General features: G+C 72.1%; 15 protein-coding genes. 5 read left to right on the plus strand and 10 right to left on the minus strand.

What is annotated here, in order from left to right; translation table 11 throughout:
* Positions 1-95 precede the first annotated feature (95 nt).
* Complete coding sequence (lysS, locus tag ABT116_RS18470; protein ID WP_351634426.1) at positions 96-1,844, minus strand: lysine--tRNA ligase; 1,749 nt, start codon at positions 1,842-1,844, stop codon at positions 96-98.
* Between the two features lie 148 nt (positions 1,845-1,992).
* Between lysS and argS the strand changes: the two genes are divergently transcribed.
* Positions 1,993-3,750: an arginine--tRNA ligase gene (gene argS, locus ABT116_RS18475; protein ID WP_351634430.1), complete on the plus strand. Its 1,758-nt coding sequence runs from the start codon at positions 1,993-1,995 to the stop codon at positions 3,748-3,750.
* Between the two features lie 110 nt (positions 3,751-3,860).
* On the opposite strand, the gene ABT116_RS18480 is transcribed toward argS, so the two are convergent.
* Positions 3,861-4,361 carry a DinB family protein gene (locus ABT116_RS18480; protein ID WP_351634433.1) on the minus strand — a complete coding sequence of 167 codons (501 nt, stop codon included), beginning with the start codon at positions 4,359-4,361 and terminating at the stop codon, positions 3,861-3,863.
* A gap of 96 nt (positions 4,362-4,457) precedes the next feature.
* On the opposite strand from ABT116_RS18480, the gene ABT116_RS18485 reads away from it, so the two are divergent.
* Positions 4,458-5,243, plus strand: a complete 786-nt coding sequence (locus ABT116_RS18485) for a DUF4253 domain-containing protein (protein WP_351634436.1) — start codon at positions 4,458-4,460, stop codon at positions 5,241-5,243.
* Here ABT116_RS18485 and ABT116_RS18490 read toward each other — a convergent pair.
* Both ABT116_RS18490 and ABT116_RS18495 read right to left on the minus strand, forming a co-directional pair.
* Complete coding sequence (locus ABT116_RS18490) at positions 5,209-6,441, minus strand: aminotransferase-like domain-containing protein (protein WP_351634439.1); 1,233 nt, start codon at positions 6,439-6,441, stop codon at positions 5,209-5,211. The genes ABT116_RS18485 and ABT116_RS18490 overlap by 35 nt on opposite strands.
* Before the next feature lie 127 nt (positions 6,442-6,568).
* Entirely contained in the window at positions 6,569-7,471 is a 903-nt protein-coding gene (locus tag ABT116_RS18495; protein ID WP_351634441.1) for an SAM-dependent methyltransferase, read from the minus strand.
* Positions 7,472-7,557: 86 nt separating this feature from the next.
* Here ABT116_RS18495 and ABT116_RS18500 point away from each other — a divergent pair, with 86 nt between their 5' ends.
* The gene (locus tag ABT116_RS18500) at positions 7,558-7,914 is read left to right on the plus strand and encodes a hypothetical protein (RefSeq protein ID WP_351634443.1); all 357 of its coding nucleotides are present in this window, start codon (positions 7,558-7,560) and stop codon (positions 7,912-7,914) included.
* Positions 7,915-7,929: 15 nt separating this feature from the next.
* Here ABT116_RS18500 and ABT116_RS18505 read toward each other — a convergent pair whose 3' ends face one another.
* Positions 7,930-9,273 carry a helix-turn-helix domain-containing protein gene (locus ABT116_RS18505; RefSeq protein ID WP_351634446.1) on the minus strand — a complete coding sequence of 448 codons (1,344 nt, stop codon included), beginning with the start codon at positions 9,271-9,273 and terminating at the stop codon, positions 7,930-7,932.
* 228 nt (positions 9,274-9,501) lie between these two features.
* Between ABT116_RS18505 and ABT116_RS18510 the strand changes: the two genes are divergently transcribed.
* Positions 9,502-10,224: a DUF4232 domain-containing protein gene (locus tag ABT116_RS18510; protein WP_351634449.1), complete on the plus strand. Its 723-nt coding sequence runs from the start codon at positions 9,502-9,504 to the stop codon at positions 10,222-10,224.
* On the opposite strand, the gene hemB is transcribed toward ABT116_RS18510, so the two are convergent.
* On the minus strand, positions 10,218-11,216 hold the full coding sequence (gene hemB, locus ABT116_RS18515; protein WP_351634452.1) for a porphobilinogen synthase: 999 nt from the start codon (positions 11,214-11,216) through the stop codon (positions 10,218-10,220). The two genes, ABT116_RS18510 and hemB, sit on opposite strands and share 7 nt — an antisense overlap.
* A gap of 161 nt (positions 11,217-11,377) precedes the next feature.
* On the opposite strand from hemB, the gene ABT116_RS18520 reads away from it, so the two are divergent.
* Positions 11,378-12,877: an FAD-binding oxidoreductase gene (locus ABT116_RS18520; RefSeq protein WP_351634455.1), complete on the plus strand. Its 1,500-nt coding sequence runs from the start codon at positions 11,378-11,380 to the stop codon at positions 12,875-12,877.
* A gap of 33 nt (positions 12,878-12,910) precedes the next feature.
* On the opposite strand, the gene ABT116_RS18525 is transcribed toward ABT116_RS18520, so the two are convergent.
* Genes ABT116_RS18525 through ABT116_RS18540 form a run of 4 tightly spaced genes read right to left on the minus strand, consistent with a single transcriptional unit; the run spans position 12,911 to position 18,133 of the window.
* The gene (locus ABT116_RS18525; protein WP_351634458.1) at positions 12,911-14,617 is read right to left on the minus strand and encodes a bifunctional uroporphyrinogen-III C-methyltransferase/uroporphyrinogen-III synthase; all 1,707 of its coding nucleotides are present in this window, start codon (positions 14,615-14,617) and stop codon (positions 12,911-12,913) included.
* A complete protein-coding gene (gene hemC, locus ABT116_RS18530) occupies positions 14,614-15,609 on the minus strand; it encodes a hydroxymethylbilane synthase (protein WP_351634460.1) in 996 nt (331 codons plus the stop codon). The genes ABT116_RS18525 and hemC overlap by 4 nt, the downstream gene beginning before the upstream one ends.
* Positions 15,606-17,375, minus strand: a complete 1,770-nt coding sequence (locus tag ABT116_RS18535) for a glutamyl-tRNA reductase (RefSeq protein WP_351634463.1) — start codon at positions 17,373-17,375, stop codon at positions 15,606-15,608. Before ABT116_RS18535 ends, hemC begins: the two co-directional genes overlap by 4 nt.
* Entirely contained in the window at positions 17,372-18,133 is a 762-nt protein-coding gene (locus ABT116_RS18540; protein ID WP_351634466.1) for a redox-sensing transcriptional repressor Rex, read from the minus strand. Before ABT116_RS18540 ends, ABT116_RS18535 begins: the two co-directional genes overlap by 4 nt.
* Positions 18,134-18,437 lie beyond the last annotated feature (304 nt).

Consider the following 18,437-nt stretch of genomic DNA (forward strand, 5'->3'; position numbering starts at 1 on the left):
CCGTGGTCGGCGGCCCAGCGGATGCCCTCGGCGAGGGCGTTGCCGCGGGTGCTGCGGGCCTTGGCCCGGGAGGCCCCCTTCCTGCGTGACGGCGGCTACTGACCGAGCAGCGCCCGCACCCGGTCCTGCCCCACCGCCAGCAGCAGCGTGGGCAGCCGCGGCCCGGTGTCACGGCCCACCAGCAGGTGGTACAGCAGCGCGAAGAAGGACCGCTGGGCGGTCTTGATCTCCGGCGGCAGCTCCTTCGGCGTGGCGTCGGCGGAGAACCCGGCCTGCACCTTCGGCACGCCGTACACCAGGTGCGTCAGCCCGTCGAGCGACCAGTGATCGGCCAGCCCGTCGAGCAGCAGCCGCAGCGACTCGCGGCCCTGCTCGTCGAGCGACTTCAGCAGTTCGGCGTCCGGCTCGTCCCGCACGATCGTCCGCTGGTCGGCCGGGACGTGCGTGTTGATCCAGGCCTCGGCCTTGTCGTAGCGCGGGCGCGCCTCGTCGAGCGAGGTCAGCGGCTGCTCGGGGTCGAGCTCGCTGAGGATGCGCAGCGCCTGGTCCTCGTGCCCGGCGGTGATGTCCGCGACGGACGCCAGCGTCCGGTACGGCAGCGGCCGGGGCGTCCGGGGCAGCTCACCGGTGGCCGTGCGCACCGCACGGGAGTGTGCGGCGACGTCGGCCGGAAGGGCGCTGCCGTCGGCGACCTTGGCGTCCAGGCGGTCCCACTCGTCGTAGAGCCGCTGGATCTCCTGGTCGAAGGCGACCTTGAAGGACTGGTTGGGCCGACGCCGGGCGTAGAGCCAGCGCAGCAGCTGCGGCTCCATGATCTGCAGGGCGTCGGCCGGGGTGGGCACGCCGCCCTTCGAGGACGACATCTTCGCCATGCCGGAGATCCCGACGAAGGCGTACATGGGCCCGATCGGCTGCTTCCCGCCGAAGATGCCGACGATCTGCCCGCCGACCTGGAACGACGACCCGGGGGACGAGTGGTCGACGCCGCTCGGCTCGAACACGACGCCCTCGTACGCCCATCGCATCGGCCAGTCGACCTTCCAGACCAGCTTGCCGCGGTTGAACTCGTTCAGCCGGACCGTCTCCGAGAAGCCGCACGCGGTGCAGGCGTACGTCAGCTCGGTGGAGTCGTCGTCGTAGGAGGTGACGGTGGTGAGGTCCTTCTCGCAGTTGCCGCAGTACGGCTTGTACGGGAAGTACCCGGCGGCGGTGGAGCTGCCGTCGTCCTCACCGGCCGCGCCGGAGCCCTCTGCGGCCTCCAGCTCGGCCTCGTCGACCGGCTTCTGCCCCTGCTGCTTCTTGGCGGGGGCCTTCTTGGTGCGGTACTGGTCGAGGATCGCGTCGATGTCGGCGCGGTGCTTGATGGCGTGCAGGATCTGCTCGCGGTACACGCCGGAGGTGTACTGCGCGGTCTGGCTGATGCCGTCGAACTCCACGCCCAGCTCGGCCAGCGACTCGATCATCGCGGCCTTGAAGTGCTCGGCCCAGTTCGGGTGCGAGGAGCCCTTCGGCGCCGGGACGGACGTCAGCGGCTTGCCGATGTGCTGCTGCCAGGTGTCCTCGTCGACGCCGGCGATGCCCTTGGGCACCTTGCGGTAGCGGTCGTAGTCGTCCCAGGAGATCAGGTGCCGCACCCGGTGGCCGCGGCGGCGGATCTCGTCGGCGACGAGGTGCGGGGTCATGACCTCGCGCAGGTTGCCGAGGTGGATGGGGCCGGACGGGGAGAGCCCGGACGCGACGACGACGGGTTTGCCCGGGGCCCGGCGCTCCGACTCCTCGATGACCTCATCCGCGAAACGGGAGACCCAGTCGGTGGTCTCGGTGCTCTGAGCCACGATCGGCACGTCCTTCTTTCTGCATCGGGCAGCCGGTACGGTCGCACGGCTGACCGCATCATTGTCCCAGACCACCTCGCGCCCGGAAAAACGGCTTTACCCCCATGGGATACTGGCCGTGTCCATCGAATCCCCCAGGAGAACGGCACCCTCGCCCATGGCCTCGGTCACGTCCCTCAGCGACTCCGTCCACCAGCGCCTCGCGGCGGCCCTGTCGGCAGCTCTGCCGCAGGCCGGCTCCGCGGACCCGCTGCTGCGACGAAGCGACCGGGCCGACTTCCAGGCCAACGGGATCCTGGCCCTCGCCAAGAAGGAGAAGGCCAACCCGCGCGAGCTGGCCACGCAGGTCGTCTCCCGGGTCGAGTCGGGTGAGCTGATCAAGGACGTCGAGGTCTCCGGCCCCGGCTTCCTGAACGTCACGATCACCGACCGGGCGATCACGGAGAACCTCGCCGCGCGGCACGCGGACGGCGAGCGTCTCGGCGTGCCGCTGAAGGAGAACGCGGGCATCACGGTCGTCGACTACGCCCAGCCGAACGTGGCGAAGGAGATGCACGTCGGTCACCTGCGGTCGGCGGTCATCGGCGACGCCCTGCGCGGCATGCTCGACTTCACCGGCGAGAGGACGATCGGCCGGCACCACATCGGCGACTGGGGCACCCAGTTCGGCATGCTCATCCAGTACCTGTTCGAGCACCCCGGCGAGCTGGCCCCTGCGGCCGACGTCGACGGCGAGCAGGCGATGAGCAACCTGAACCGGGTGTACAAGGCGTCGCGTGCGCTCTTCGATGCGGACGAGGAGTTCAAGGAGCGGGCCCGCAAGCGGGTCGTAGCCCTGCAGTCCGGTGACAAGGAGACGCTCGAGCTGTGGCAGCAGTTCGTGGACGAGTCGAAGGTCTACTTCTACTCCGTCTTCGAGAAGCTCGACATGCAGATCCGCGACGAGGAGATCGTCGGCGAGTCCGCCTACAACGAGGGCATGCCCGAGACCGCCCGCCTCCTGGAGGAGATGGGTGTCGCGGTGCGCTCCGAGGGCGCGCTCGTGGTGTTCTTCGACGAGATCCGCGGCAAGGACGACCAGCCTGTCCCGCTGATCGTGCAGAAGGCGGACGGCGGCTTCGGCTACGCGGCCTCCGACCTGACGGCGATCCGCAACCGCGTCTTCGACCTGCGGGCGACGACGTTGCTGTACGTCGTGGACGTACGCCAGTCGCTCCACTTCAAGATGGTCTTCGAGACGGCCCGCCGGGCCGGCTGGCTGGGCGAGCACGTCACCGCGCACAACATGGGCTACGGCACGGTGCTCGGCGCGGACGGCAAGCCGTTCAAGACGCGTGAGGGCGAGACCGTACGGCTGGAGGATCTGCTGGACGAGGCGGTGCAGCGGGCCGCCGAGGTCGTACGGGAGAAGGCACAGGACCTCACCGAGGACGAAATCCAGGAGCGGGCCGCGCAGGTCGGCATCGGTGCCGTGAAGTACGCGGACCTGTCGACGTCGCCGAACCGGGATTACAAGTTCGACCTGGACCAGATGGTGTCGCTGAACGGCGACACGTCCGTCTACCTCCAGTACGCGTACGCCCGGATCCAGTCGATCCTGCGCAAGGCCGGCGAGGCGAAGCCGGTCGCGCGCCCGGAGCTCGAACTCACCCCGGCGGAGCGGGCGCTCGGTCTGCACCTGGACACGTTCGGCGACACGGTCTTCGAAGCCGCCGCGGAGTACGCCCCGCACAAGCTGGCGGCGTACCTGTACCAGCTGGCGTCGCTGTACACGACGTTCTACGACAAGTGCCCGGTCCTCAAGGCCGAGACGCCCGAGCAGATCGAGAACCGCCTGTTCCTCTGCGACATCACGGCCCGCACGCTCCGCCAGGGCATGAACCTGCTGGGCATCCGGACCCCCGAGCGCCTCTGAGCCCGGGCCCCGACCGACGGCCCCGAGGGCGGCACTCCCCCGTGGAGTGCCGCCCTCGGGCGTTATGGGGCAGCGTGTGCCGTGACACCTCGGTCCGATGCCGCACCGGGTCAGCGCCGGGCTGTGCTGTTCGCGCCGTCCAGGGCCTCCCGGATGATGTCCGCGTGCCCGGCGTGCTGGGCGGTCTCCCTGATCAGGTGCAGCAGGATCCGGCGCACGGACCAGTGCCCGGGGTCCGGCGGGGACCAGGGCGTTCGCGGCAGCGGCACGCTCACGTCCAGGTCCGGCAGCGCGGCCACCGCCTCCTCGGTGGCCCGCGCGGCCGACCCGTAGCGCTCCAGCAGCGCGGGGAGCGTGTCGCCCTCGGCCATCCGGTACTGCGCCGTGTCCAGCATGCCGTCGGGCAGTTCACCGTCGGCCTTGGTCATGATCTGCGTCCACGTCTCCTCCCCCTGCGCCAGGTGTTTCACGATGCCGCCGAGGGTCAGCTCGCTCACGGTCGTACGCTGCGCGGCCTGCGCGTCGGTGAGTCCCTGCACGGTGAGAAGCAGCAGGGCGCGCTGTTCCGCGAACGCCGCCAGCAGGTCCGTCTTCTCCGAGGAAGTGGTCATGCCCCGAACGGTAGGACGCCACTGGGTCAGGTTCTGTCCGCCATGACGGTCGCAGGGCCGGTCGGGATGTCAGTGGCCGGCTCTACAGTCACCACCATGGCGACTCTTCCCAACCCCCTGCCGACGCTGGCGGCAGACCCGAGCGGCGGCTCGCTCGGCCTTCGGCTCCCCGCCGGGGCGCTCCTCGACACCACCGACGAGGGCCCCTGGCACGAGCCGCTGTTGTGGTGCGCGGACGGACGGGCCCTTCCGGGCGGCTGGGCGGCACTGGAGCCGGCCCGCCGGGCGGGACTGCTGCCCCTCGTGCTGGAGACGGGCGACGGCCATGGCGGGCCGGAGCGCTGGGAGTTGAGGCCCGGCGAGGTGTCCTACCCGGGCGACCACGACGCGGAGGAGGTGCTCGCCGAGTACTGGGAGGAGTACGCCGCACCGGGCGAGGCATGGCCCGGACCGGCCGAGTCTCCCGACCTGGGCGGGGACCCGGACGCCCTGGCTGCCGAGGTCGCGGACACCCTGCTCGGTGACGGCGGTCCGTTCAAGGAGCCCCGCCTCGCCCTGGTCCCGGCCCGCCGCAGCGCGGACCTCCCGACGGCGATCGGCTGGACGGGCCCGGCGAACCACGAGGGCGACGCGGCCCGGCTCAGCGCGGTGCTCCGCTCCTGGGAGGACCGCTTCGGCATACGCGTCACAGCCCTCGGCTTCGATCACCTGCTGGTGTCGGTGGCGAGCCCGCCCACCACCCCGGCCGCCGCGCAAGCCGTCGCCGCCGAGCACTTCGCGTTCTGCCCGGACAACGTCCACCAGGGCACGGACCCGACCCTGCGGGCCTACGCCGAGCACCAGGTCCTCAACCAGCGGACGTGGCACTTCTGGTGGGACTGAGCCCCTCCCCGAGCCGGCGCAGCCCCTCCCCGATCTCCTCGGGCGTCTGCGTCACGAAGCACAGGCGCAGGGTCGTCCGGTCGGGCGTGCCGGCGTAGAAGGGAGCGCCGGGGACGTAGGCCACGTTCTGCCGGACCACCTGCGGCAGCAGGGCCGTCGTGTCGTACGGCTCCGGCAGGCGCGCCCAGAGGAACATGCCGCCCTCGGGCCGGTTCCAGACCGACCCCTCGGGCAGCGCCCCGGCGAGCCCGGAAAGCATCGCGTCGCGGCGTTCGCCGTACACGCCGGCGACGCGGGCGACATGGGCGTCGAGGTCGTTGTCGGCGAGGTAGCGGGCCGCGGCGAGCTGGTTGACGGTCGGGGTGTGCAGGTCGGCGGCCTGTTTGGCGACGGCACAGGCGCGCCTCAGCTCCCCGGGCGCCCGCAGCCAGCCCAGCCGCAGCCCGGGCGCCATGACCTTGGAGAAGCTGCCGAGCAGCACGGTCCGGTCCTCGGCGCCCGGGTGGGCGGCGATCCACGGCACGCGTTCACCGTCGTAGCGCAGCTCGCCGTAGGGGTCGTCCTCGACGATCCACAGGCCGCGCCGGGCGGCGACGGCGGCCACGGCGGCGCGCCGTTCGGCGGGCAGGGTCCGGCCGGTGGGGTTCTGGAAGGTCGGCACGGTGTAGAGCAGCTTGGGCCGCTCCCGCACGACGAGTTCCTCCAGTGCCCCGGGGTCGACGCCGTGTTCGTCGCCGGGCACGGCCACGATCCGCGCCCCGGCGAAGCCGAAGGCCTGAAGTGCCGCCAGATAGCAGGGGTTCTCGACGAGGACGGTGTCCCCGGGTTCGAGGAGCGCCGTGGCGAGGAGCGAAAGGGCCTGCTGGGAGCCGGTGGTGACGAGCAGGTCGTCGGGGCCGGTCGGCAGACCGCGCGCGGTGGTCCGGGCGGCGAGCGCGTCCCGCAGCGCGGGTTCGCCCTCGGTGGTGGAGTACTGCAGCGCCCGCTCGGGCGCCTCGGCGAGCACGGCCTCGTACGCGGCGGCGATGCCCTGGGCGTCGAACAGCTCGGGCGCCGGGAGCCCGCCGGCGAAGTTGATCACCTCGGGGCGGGCGGTGACGGCGAGGATGTCCCGTACCGGAGAGCCGCCGACGGCCCGCGCCCGCGCGGCCAGGGGCGGCACGGGAGAGTGGGTGGGCAGGGGTTCGGCGACGGTCATGACACGGCTCCTTCGGCTGCGGTGACGCCTGGTGCCCCGCAGCCTAGGCAAGTGCGTGCCGCCTACAAGCAGGTTTCCGGGATCCGGACGCCGGGCGCGTACGGACGCTGGCGCCGGGACCCTCGGCTCACCCCTTCGCGCCGGTCGCCGCGTACACGTTGATGTCCGCGTCCGTGACGTCGTTGATGTCGCGGTACCGCACCTTCTCGATCTCCTCCAGCCCGGCGAGGAAGGACTCCTCCGGCTGCTCGGGGACGGGAGCGTCGTGGTCGGGCCGCCAGCGGTGTGCGGGGACGACTCCCGGGTCGGCGATCTCCAGCTGGTTCTCGGTGAAGAACCGCTCGACGTCGGCCCGGGAGCGCAGCACGAAGGTGAAGCCGCGTTCGGTGTAGGTCCGTTGGACCGCGCGGATGTTCTCGGGGTTGAGGTCCTCGGTGAGGTGGCTCAGCACCAGCCGGCTGCCGACGGGCAGTTCGTCGAGCAGCCCGCTCACCAGCGGGTAGGCCTCTTCGTCGGCGACGAAGTGCAGGATCGCGACCAGGCAGAGCGCGACCGGCTGGTCGAAGTCCAGGGTCTTGGCGGCCTGTTCGAGGATGCGGTCCGGGTCGCGGAGGTCGGCGTCGATGTAGTCCGTGCGTCCCTCGGGGCCGCTGGTCAGCAGGGCGCGTGCGTGCGCGAGCACCACGGGGTCGTTGTCGACGTACACGACCCGCGACTCGGGTGTGATGCGCTGCGCGATCTGGTGGACGTTCTCGGCGGTGGGCAGCCCGGTCCCGATGTCGAGGAACTGCCGGATGCCGTCCTGCTCCACGAGCGTGGTCACCGCGCGCCGCAGGAAGTCGCGGTTGTGCCGGACGTCGAGGTACCCGCGCGGGTTGGCGGCCAGCGCGGCGGCGGCCGCGTCCCGGTCGGCGGGGTAGTGGTCCTTGCCGCCGAGGAAGACGTCGTAGACCCGGGCCGGGTGCGCCTTGCTGCTGTCGATCCTCCTCTGCAGCTCGGCGGGATCCTGGCTGAGGGCGTCACCGGACATGGACGTCTCCCTGAAGAGTGTGTAGTTCAATCAACAACCACTACGACGGTCAACAACCTAACGGTTCAACTGATTTGATGGTGCCCGTGCACAACGACAGCCGGCCGACGACGACCCTCTGGCGCCCCACCGGCCCCCAGGAGCTGGACCTGGTCCGGGACCTCGACTGGCGCGCCTGGCCGCCCCGGCTCCCCGAGCAGCCGATCTTCTACCCGGTCCTCGACGAGGACTACGCCATCAAGATCGCCCGCGACTGGAACGTCAAGCACGACGGCGCCGGCTTCGTCACCCGGTTCGAGGTCGACACCGGGTTCCTGACCCGCTACCCGGTCCAGCAGGCCGGCGGCCGCACCATCCTGGAGCTGTGGGTCCCGGCCGAGGAACTCGACGAGTTCAACGCGCACATCGCCGGAAAGATCGAGCTGGTCCACGAGTTCCACTGAGGCGCCCCCGCGCGACTACTGCGTGGTCCCCTCCTCGACCCACTTCTCGCCGCCCAGCGGGAACTCGTAGGCCGGACGCCCGTTGTTGCCGCTCGTACGGAAGGGCCGGCCGTGGTCGTCCACGGTCAGCGTGCCCGTCCGGCCCCCGCTGGACCAGCTCAGCTCCAGGTACCAACTGACGTCGTACGCGGAGGCGTCGGCCCGGATGTAGTACATCTCCGGGTCGCTCTCGCTCACCGTGAAGGGGAAGTTCGCGTGCCCGGCGTCCGGCACGACCCCGGGGCGCGCGGCGTCGAGGGCGACCGTGAAGAACCTGGTCGGCACGCCACCGCCGCAGCCGACGCCCGGATACCCCATGGCGTAGTCGTTCCACGCGAGCGGCGCACGCTTGCCGGCCATCCGCACCGTCAGCCCCTTGACGACCACGGTCTCCTTCCCCGTCCCCTGCACGGTCAGCTTCAGCAACTGCTCCCCCGACGGCACGGCCCCCATCGCCGCCACCCAGCCGGGCGCGCCCGGCTCCGATGGCGGCGGCTTGACCTGCCCCGGCGGCAGATTCACCAGATAGCGCTGGGAACAGGGGCTCTCCCAGGCGTGCGGCTCCGTGTCCACGGTGAGTGGAGCGGCGGCGGGGGCGGCCTCACGGCCCGGGCGGTCGGCCCCGGCGGTGGCGGAGGCCGAGGCGGGAGGCGCTGAGGCACTCGCCTTCTCCTCCTTCTCCCTGTCCTTGACCACGCTCTTGTCGTCGCTGCCCTTGGAGGGCGAAGGGGCCGAGGGCAACACGGAGGCCGCCGTGCCCTCCCTCGCCGGCGCGCCGGCACCGCCGGAGGCCACCGCCGCTCCGCGCCGCCCCTCGTCGCCGGTCCCGCCCGAGGGAACGGCCACGGCGAGGCCGACCCCACCGAGGACCACGGCTGCGGCGACCCCGGCGAGCACGGCACGGCGGCTGCGCCGGCCCGCGGGCTGCTCCGGCGCGGGTGCGTCGGCGTCCGGGGACTCGACCGGCGCGGGTACGTCGGCGTCCGCAGCAGAGGTCACCTCCGCAGCGCCGCTCCCAGTAACAGCGCTCCCCGTGCCCACGCTCCTCGTACCGCCACTCCCCTTGCGCGCCCGCCCGGCATCCGCCAGGACCCACCGCCGGTGCAGCTCGACGAGTTCGGTGGGCGACGCCTTGCACAGCCGGGCGAGCCGCTCCACGGGCGCGTAATCGGTCGGCACGGCATCCCCGTTGCAGTACCGGTGCAGCGTCGACGTACTCATGTGGAGCCGCTTGGCGAGCACCCCGTAGCTCAGCCCCGAGCGCTCCTTCAACTCCCCCAGCAGCGCGGCGAAATCCGCCGCGGTCGTGCCTTCCGACACTGCCCCTCCATGCCCCGTGTCCCGTTCCCCCGTTCCAGGGAATGACTGTTCTCCCTGGTCAACGCGTGTGCGGGCGTTCCAACGTCCCTGATCTCCCGCCTGGTCTGGCGGCCGGGACGGATCACCGCACATGCTCTGGTCATCCAAGCACGCCGCTCCCGGCCCACCGGCAGCGCGACCCACCCGGGCCTGCTTACCCACCGCCTTTGTCCGAAAGGAAACGCAAGCATGCGCAAGTACCGCGCGCTCCCCGTCGCCCTCCTGGCCGCCCTCGCCCTGACGGCATGCCAGGACGGCACGGGCACGAAGGACGAGGGCGCCGCCCACCCCGAGCCTGCCTCCGCGACCGTCACGGCCACGCAGCCGGCCGAGAGCGGGAGCAGCGGGCAGGACGAGGACGGCACCGCGGGCACCAGCGGCGCGAGGGACACACAGGCGAGGGACACACAGGCGACGGACGCACAGGCGACGGGTACACAGGCCGCGCAGGCCGGCAGGAAGGGCGCGAAGGGCACCACGGCGACCCGTGTCTCCTGCAACGGCTCCAACACCACCGTCACCGCCCAGCCGGTCCGCCGCCCCGTCAACCACATGCTTCTCACGGTGAAGAACACCGGCTCGAAGACGTGCGACCTCACCTACTATCCGATGCTGCGCTTCGACGAGATGCAGTGGGCGCCGCGGCCGATCGAGGATTCCCAGCCGCAGGCGGTGGTGACCCTGGCCCCCGGCGAGTCCGGCTACGCGGGCGTCTCGCTGTCGGCGGCCGACGGCAGCGGCGAGTGGGGCACGACCGGCCACAAGCTCACGGTCGGCTTCCAGGGCCGCACGCCGAACAGCGACGGCGGCCCCTCGGCGATCCCGTCCCTGCCGGCCAAGGGCGTGTACTACGACAGCACCCTGACGGTCACCTACTGGCTGCGCGACAGGGACGACGCGCTGTCCTACTGATCCTTGAGCTTCTGGGCCACTTCGGTGGCCCAGTAGGTGAGGATGCTGCGCGCCCCGGCCCGCCGGATACCGGTCAGCGCCTCCAGGATCGCCCGGTCCCGGTCGATCCAGCCCTTCTCGGCGGCGGCCTCGATCATCGAGTACTCGCCGGAGATCTGATAGGCGACGACGGGCACGTCCACGGCGTCCGAGACCCGGGCGAGGATGTCCAGGTAGGGCCCGGCCGGCTTGACCATCACCATGTCGGCGCCCTCCTCCAGGTCGAGGGCGAGTTCCCGCAGCGACTCCCGCACATTCGCGGGATCCTGCTGGTAGGTCTTCCGGTCCCCTTGGAGGGACGAGCCGACGGCCTCCCGGAAGGGCCCGTAGAAGGCGGAGGCGTACTTCACGGTGTAGGCGAGGATGGCGACGTCCTCCCGCCCGATCTGGTCGAGCGCGTCGCGGATGACCCCGACCTGCCCGTCCATCATCCCGCTGGGCCCGACGACATGGGCGCCGGCGTCGGCCTGCACCTGGGCCATCTCGGCGTACCGCTCCAGGGTCGCGTCGTTGTCGACCCGCCCCTGCTCGTCGAGCACGCCGCAGTGCCCGTGGTCGGTGGTCTCGTCCAGACACAGGTCGGACATGACGAGCAGGTCGTCCCCGACCTCGGCCCGCACGTCCCGCAGGGCGACCTGGAGGATCCCGTCCGGGTCGGTCCCGGGCGTCCCGAGCGCGTCCTTCTTCGACTCCTCCGGCACGCCGAACAGCATGATCCCGGAGATCCCCGCCGCGACCGCCTCCGCGGCGGCCTTCTTCAGACTGTCCCGGGTGTGCTGCACGACCCCCGGCATGGCGGTGATCGGCACGGGCTCGTCGACGCCCTCCCGCACGAAGGCCGGAAGAATGAGGTCGGCGGGGTGCAGTCGGGTCTCGGCGACCATCCGACGCATCACGGGGTTGGTCCGCAACCGCCGCGGCCGAGTACCGGGAAAAGATCCGTACGTCGTCATGCCCCTACGCTACGCCCGCCCCAAACCCCCCGATACCGACGCCCTGTCGGCCCCGCACCCCCGCTGAGGGCATGCGTGCCGCCCCGCCCCCGCTGCGCCGGGCTGCGCACCCACCCGCCCCCAGCCCCCACGCCGAGCACCATGAAGCCCACAGCCCCGCAATGCGCCCCCACACCCCCAGGTCCATCCTGAAACCACAGGACAAGGACCCGACGGCCGGCCCCGACACCCCGCCGCCGCCGTCCCTCCGTACCCGCCCCACGGAGGACGCGATGACCGCCCCCCACCACATACCCGACCTCTTCGCCCTGTCGGAAATCCACGGCCCCGTCGTACGCCCCGGCGAACGCGCCTACGCCGACGAAGTCACCGGCTTCAACCTGGCCTCCCTGCACACCCCGGACGTGGCCATCGGCGCCACCGGCCCCGACGACATCGTCACCGCCATGCGCTGGGCGCACGCCACCCACACCCCCGTCGCCGTCCAGGCCACCGGCCACGGCGCGAACTTCCCGATCGAGCACGGCCTGCTGATCAACACGTCCCGCATGACGGACGTCCACGTCGACCCCACCACCCGCACGGCCACGGTCGCCGCAGGCGCCAAGTGGAACCACGTCATGGCCGCGGCCGCCCCCCACGGCCTGGCGGGCCTGTGCGGCACCTCCACGGACGCGGGCGTCGTCGGCTACACCCTGGGCGGCGGACTCCCGGTCCTCGGCCGCGCCTACGGCTACGCCGCCGACCTGGTCCGCTCCTTCCAGGTCGTCACCCCGGACGGGCACCTGCGCGAGGCGGACCCCCGGCACGAACCGGAACTGTTCTGGGCCCTGCGCGGCGGCAAGGGCAACGTAGGCGTCGTCACCTCGCTCGTCACCGAACTGCTGCCCCTGCCCCGCCTCTACGGCGGCGGCCTGTACTGCCACGCCGAGCACACCGAGGCCCTGCTGCGCGCCTGGAAGGACTGGACCCTCACCGTCCCCGACGCGATGTGCAGCATGTTCTCCGTCCTGCGCCTGCCGCCGATCCCCCAGATCCCCGAGCCCCTGCGCGGCGGCTTCTGGGCCCGGGTCGCGATCGCCTGGCCGGGCCAGACGTCGGAAGGGGAGGCCCTGATCGCACCCCTGCGGGACGCCGCACCCGTGGCCGTCGACCTGGTCGAGGAGATGGACCACGCGGCCCTGGACCGCATCCACATGGAACCCCAGGACCCGCTCCCGGCACGGGAGTGCTGCATGCTCCTGCGCGACCTGCCGCCCGACGCCCTCGACACGTTCCTGGAGCAGGTCGGCCCCGGAGCCGGCGCCGACCACCCACTCCTCGTAGCCTCACTGCGGCACATGGGCGGCGCGCTGTCCCGCCCCTCGGCCGTCGAGGACGCCGTCTGCGCCCGCGACGCCCGCTACTTCATGGAGTCGGTCGGCATCATGCCCGCCCCACCCGTCGCCGAGGCCGCGGAACAGGCGACGCGGCGCCTCTACACCGCCATGGCCCCGTACGGCACGGGCCGCACCATGGTCAACATCCACGGCACCCCGGGCGACGAGCAGGACCGCGCCCGCGCCTGGACCCCGGAGGTCTACGCACGCCTACGCCACGACAAGGCCGTCTACGACCCGGACAACCTGCTGCGCTACGGCCACGCGGTGACTCCCGCGTAGCCGTGGCGACAGCAGTAGCGCAGCCGGCACGGCTCAGGTCGTCGACCGCCGCCGCCGGGCTCCCGGCCGCCGCTCGCTCGGCCGCGTCACCGGGTCCCCGGCCTCCAAAGCCGCCGTGCGGCGCTTCGCGCCGAAGTCGGCGAGTGCCTCGGCCAGCTTGTGGACGGACGGCTCCGGAGCCATGACGTCCACCCGCAGCCCGTGCTCCTCGGCGGTCTTCGCCGTGGCCGGGCCGATGCAGGCGATCACCGTGACGTTGTGCGGCTTGCCGGCGATGCCGACCAGGTTCCGCACGGTCGAGGACGACGTGAACAGCACGGCGTCGAAACCACCGCCCTTGATCGCCTCACGGGTCTCCGCCGGCGGCGGCGAGGCCCGCACGGTCCGGTAGGCCGTGACGTCGTCGACCTCCCAGCCGAGCTCGATCAGCCCGGCCACCAGCGTCTCCGTGGCGATGTCGGCACGCGGCAGGAACACTCTGTCGATCGGGTCGAAGACCGGGTCGTAGGGCGGCCAGTCCTCCAGCAGACCGGCGGCCGACTGCTCGCCGCTGGGCACCAGGTCCGGCTTGACACCGAACGCGATCAGCGCGTTCGCCGTCTGCTCGCCCACGGCCGCGACCTTGATGCCCGCGAAGGCACGCGCGTCGAGCCCGTACTCCTCGAACTTCTCCCGCACGGCCTTGACCGCGTTCACCGAGGTGAAGGCGATCCACTCGTAGCGGCCCGTCACCAGCCCCTTGACCGCCCGCTCCATCTGCTGGGGCGTGCGCGGCGGCTCGACGGCGATCGTCGGCACCTCGTGCGGCACGGCCCCGTACGACCGCAGCTGGTCGGAGAGCGACGCCGCCTGCTCCTTCGTCCGCGGCACGAGCACCTTCCAGCCGAACAGCGGCTTGGACTCGAACCACGCGAGCTGGTCGCGCTGGGCGGCGGCGGAACGCTCACCGACCACGGCTATCACCGGCCGGCCGCCCTCCGGCGAGGGCAGCACCTTGGCCTGCTTCAGCGTCTGCGCGATCGTGCCGAGCGTGGCGGTCCAGGTGCGCTGCCGGGTGGTCGTACCGGCGACGGTGACCGTCATCGGGGTGTCCGGCTTGCGCCCGGCGGAGACGAGCTCGCCGGCGGCCGCCGCGACGGAGTCCAGCGTCGTGGAGACGACGACCGTGCCGTCCGACGCCCCGACCTCCGTCCAGCACCGGTCCGACGCCGTCCGCGCGTCCACGAACCGCACGTCCGCGCCCTGCGCGTCCCGCAGCGGCACACCGGCGTACGCGGGCACACCGACGGCGCTCGCGATACCGGGGACGACCTCGAAGGGCACCCCGGCGGCGGCGCACGCCAGCATCTCCTCGGCGGCGTACGTGTCGAGGCCAGGGTCCCCGGACACGGCACGCACGACCCGCCTGCCGCCCCGCGCGGCCTCCATGACAAGATGTGCGGCATCCCGCACCGCGGGGACCGCGGCGGTGGTTGACGTGCCGTCAACTACCGTCAGCTGGGGCGCTCCTGTGCCCGGAGCCGGATCCTGGGAAGGACCCGGGTCCGTGTGCACCTCGGAGACGCCCTGCCTGGCGTGCTGACGTACGACGTCGAGCACCTCGTGCTCGGCGACGAGGACGTCCGCGCTCGCCAGCGCCTCCACGGCGCGCAGAGTAAGCAGTCCCGGATCTCCGGGTCCGGCACCCAGGAAGGTGACGTGCCCGTGTTCAGGACCGGCGGAAAGGGCGGTGGGGCTCAATGTGCTCGCTCCCCCATCAGACCGGCCGCGCCCTGGGCGAGCATCTCGGCCGCGAGTTCGCGACCGAGCGCCATTGCCCCGTCGTGCGTCTCGGGCACGGGACCGGTGGTGGACTGCTGCACCATGCGCGTGCCGTCGGTGGTCCCGACGACGCCGCGCAGGCGCATTTCCTTGACAATCTGCCTGTCGGCCTGGGGGTCCCCCCGCTCGAGCGGATCCGAGAGTGGGGGAAGGTCGGCCAAAGCGCCCACGGGGGCGCTGCAACCGGCCTCCAGGGCGGCGAGCAGTGACCGCTCGGCCGTCACGGCGATCCGCGTGAACGGGTCGTCGAGCTCGGCGAGCGCGGCGACGAGGTCCGCGTTGCCCGCGGTGCACTCGATCGCCAGGGCCCCCTGGCCGGGGGCGGGCAAAACCGTGTCGACCGACAGGAAGTCGGTCACTTCGTCACCGCGGCCGATCCGGTTCAGTCCGGCGGCGGCCAGCACGACGGCGTCGAGCTCCCCGCTGCGCACGAACCCGATGCGGGTGTCGACGTTGCCGCGGATCGGGACCGTCGCTATGTCCAGGCCGTGGCTGCGGGCGTACGCGTTGAGCTGCGCCATGCGGCGCGGCGAACCCGTACCGATGCGGGCCCCGGAGGGCAGGTCGGTGAACTTCAGGTCGTCCCGGGCGACGATCACGTCCCGCGGGTCCTCGCGCACCGGTACGGCGGCCACGACCAGTTCGTCGGGCTGCGTGGTCGGCAGGTCCTTCAGCGAGTGCACCGCGAAGTCGACCTCGCCCTTGAGCAGCGCGTCGCGCAGGGCGGTCACGAACACGCCGGTGCCGCCGATCTGGGAGAGCTGCTCACGCGAGACATCGCCGTACGTGGTGATCTCGACGAGCTCGACGGGCCGCCCGGTCACCCGGCTCACGGCTTCCGCCACCAGCCCGGACTGGGCCATGGCGAGCCTGCTGCGCCGGGTACCGAGCCTCAGCGTCTTGTCAGTCATGCCGGCCCTCGGTCTTTCTCGGTGGTGCTTTCCTCGGCCCGGGAGACGGCGGCCACCGTCTCGGGATCGAGGTCGAACAGGGTCCGCAGCGCGTCCGCGTACCCGGCGCCGCCGGGTTCGGCCGCGAGTTGCTTGACCCGCACGGTCGGCGCGTGGAGCAGTTTGTCGACCACGCGTCGCACGGTCTGGGTGATCTCCGCTCGGTGCTTGTCGTCGAGACCGGGCAGCCGGCCGTCCAGCCGGGCGATCTCGCCGGCCACGACGTCGGCGGCCATGGTGCGCAGGGCGACCACGGTCGGTGTGATGTGCGCGGCCCGCAGTGCTGCCCCGAAGGCCGCGACCTCGTCGGAGACGATACGCCGGACCTGGTCCACATCGGCAGCCATCGGAGCGCCCGCGGAGGCCTCCGCCAGCGATTCGATGTCCACCAGCCGCACCCCGGCCAGCCGGTGCACGGCCGCGTCGATGTCGCGCGGCATCGCGAGGTCGAGCAGGAAGAGCACGGGCTCGGGCCGCTGCGGCTCCTCGACCGGCTCGGGCCTGCGGCGCTCGGGGATCCGCCCGACGGTGGCGACGGTCGCGGCGAGCGCGGCGATGGCGTCGGTGTCCGCGGCCGGGTCGAGCGTGCCGGCCGCTGCCGGCCGGGCCGGACCGCCCGCCGCACGCTGGGTGCCGCCCGCCGTGCCGTTGTCCACCCACGCCGCGTGCTGCTCCAGGTCGGCGGCGGCCATCCCGGCCACGGCGGCCTCGCCCAGCACGGAGAAACCGGCGGTGCCCTGCACCGCGGACAGGTCCAGCGGACAGCCGTCCTCGCTGCCCAGGCTGGTGCCCGACGCGCCCTCGCGCTGCGCTCCGGCCGCGGCTCCGGACGGGCCGCCCGTCGCCCCCGGACCGCCCTCGCCGGGCACGGCCGACGGCGCGGGCGTACGGCCCTCGATCGCCTCGGCGACCGACTCCGCCGTCAGGACCAGGCCCGTCGCGCCGGTACAGGACACGGTGACGTCGGCACGTGTCAGCTCGGCCGGCACCGACTCCATCGGTACCGCGCGGGCCGCCACGTCCGTGTCGTCGCCCTCCATGAGGATCTCGGCGAGGCGCTCGGCCCGGTCGAAGGTGCGGTTCGCGACGACGATCTCGGCGACCCCGGCCCGCGCGAGCGTGGCCGCGGCCAGGGAGGACATCGAACCGGCCCCGATGACCAGCGCCTTCTTGCCCCGGGCCCACTGCTGTACGTCCCCGCCGCGGGCCAGCTGTTCCAGGCCGAAGGTGACCAGGGACTGGCCGGCGCGGTCGATGCCGGTCTCGGAGTGGGCGCGCTTGCCGACGCGCAGGGCCTGCTGGAACAGGTCGTTCAGCAGCCGTCCCGCGGAGTGCAGCTCCTGCGCTCGGGCCAGGGAGTCCTTGATCTGGCCGAGGATCTGCCCCTCGCCGACGACCATCGAGTCCAGACCGCAGGCCACCGAGAACAGGTGGTGGACGGCCCGGTCCTCGTAGTGCACGTAGAGATAGGGAGTGAGCTCCTCCAGGCCGACCCCGCTGTGCTGGGCGAGCAGCGTGGACAGCTCCGCGACACCGGCGTGGAACTTGTCCACGTCGGCGTAGAGCTCGATGCGGTTGCAGGTGGCGAGCACCGCGGCCTCGGCGGCCGGCTCGGCGGCGACCGTGTCCTGGAGCAGCTTGACCTGCGCGTCCGCGTTCAGCGCGGCCCGCTCCAGCACGCTGACCGGGGCGCTGCGGTGGCTGAGTCCGACGACGAGGAGGCTCATGCCGGCATCACGGCGGGCATGTCCCCGTCGGGCCCCTGGTCGGCGGAGTCGGTGCGGGCGGCGGCGGTGGGGACGCCGCCGTCGGAGGCGGCCCCCTCCCCGGCCTTGCGCTGCTCGTGGAAGGCGAGGATCTGCAGCTCGATGGAGAGGTCGACCTTGCGCACGTCGACGCCCTCGGGGACGGACAGCACGGTAGGCGCGAAGTTCAGGATGGAGGTGACCCCGGCGGCCACGAGCCGGTCGCAGACGGCCTGGGCGGCACCGGCGGGGGTGGCGATGACACCGATCGACACGCCGTTGTCCTGGATGATCTTCTCCAGGTCGTCGGAGTGCTGCACGGGGATCCCGGCGACGGGCTTGCCGGCCATGGCCGGGTCGGCGTCGATCAGCGCGGCGACCCGGAACCCGCGGGAGGCGAAACCGCCGTAGTTGGCGAGGGCGGCGCCGAGGTTGCCGATACCGACGATCACTACCGGCCAGTCCTGGGTGAGCCCCAGTTCGCGGGAGATCTGGTACACGAGATACTCGACGTCGTAGCCGACACCCCTGGTCCCGTAGGAGCCGAGGTAGGAGAAGTCCTTGCGCAGCTTCGCGGAGTTGACCCCCGCCGCGGCCGCGAGCTCCTCGGAGGAGACCGTGGGAACCGAGCGCTCCGACAGCGCGGTCAGAGCGCGGAGGTACAGCGGAAGCCGGGCGACGGTGGCCTCGGGAATCCCTCGGCTGCGGGTCGCCGGTCGGTGAGTTCGGCCAGTTGCCACGGTGCTCCTGCGGGTAGAGCGGGGCTGTAGGCGGTCATACGTCCCTACATGACCGCCCCGTCGAATGCAGGCTATGTCTTTGTGAACGCGTGCACAAAGATGGTGTCCGATTTGCCCGGCCAACGTGACCGGGGTCACGCGCCCCCGGCGCACGCGCAGGGAACCGGCGCATACGCACCACCGTTCCTTGTCTTTCGGGGGCAAAACCGCACACTCTCCTCAGCGAATCCCGCCCCCGAGACCAAGTCACCATCGATCCTAAGCGACCTGGCGGCCCCTTTGGACTGATCGGTCAGTCGCCCCC

It is taken from the genome of Streptomyces sp. NPDC002130 (assembly GCF_040296465.1).
GTDB lineage: Bacteria > Actinomycetota > Actinomycetes > Streptomycetales > Streptomycetaceae > Streptomyces.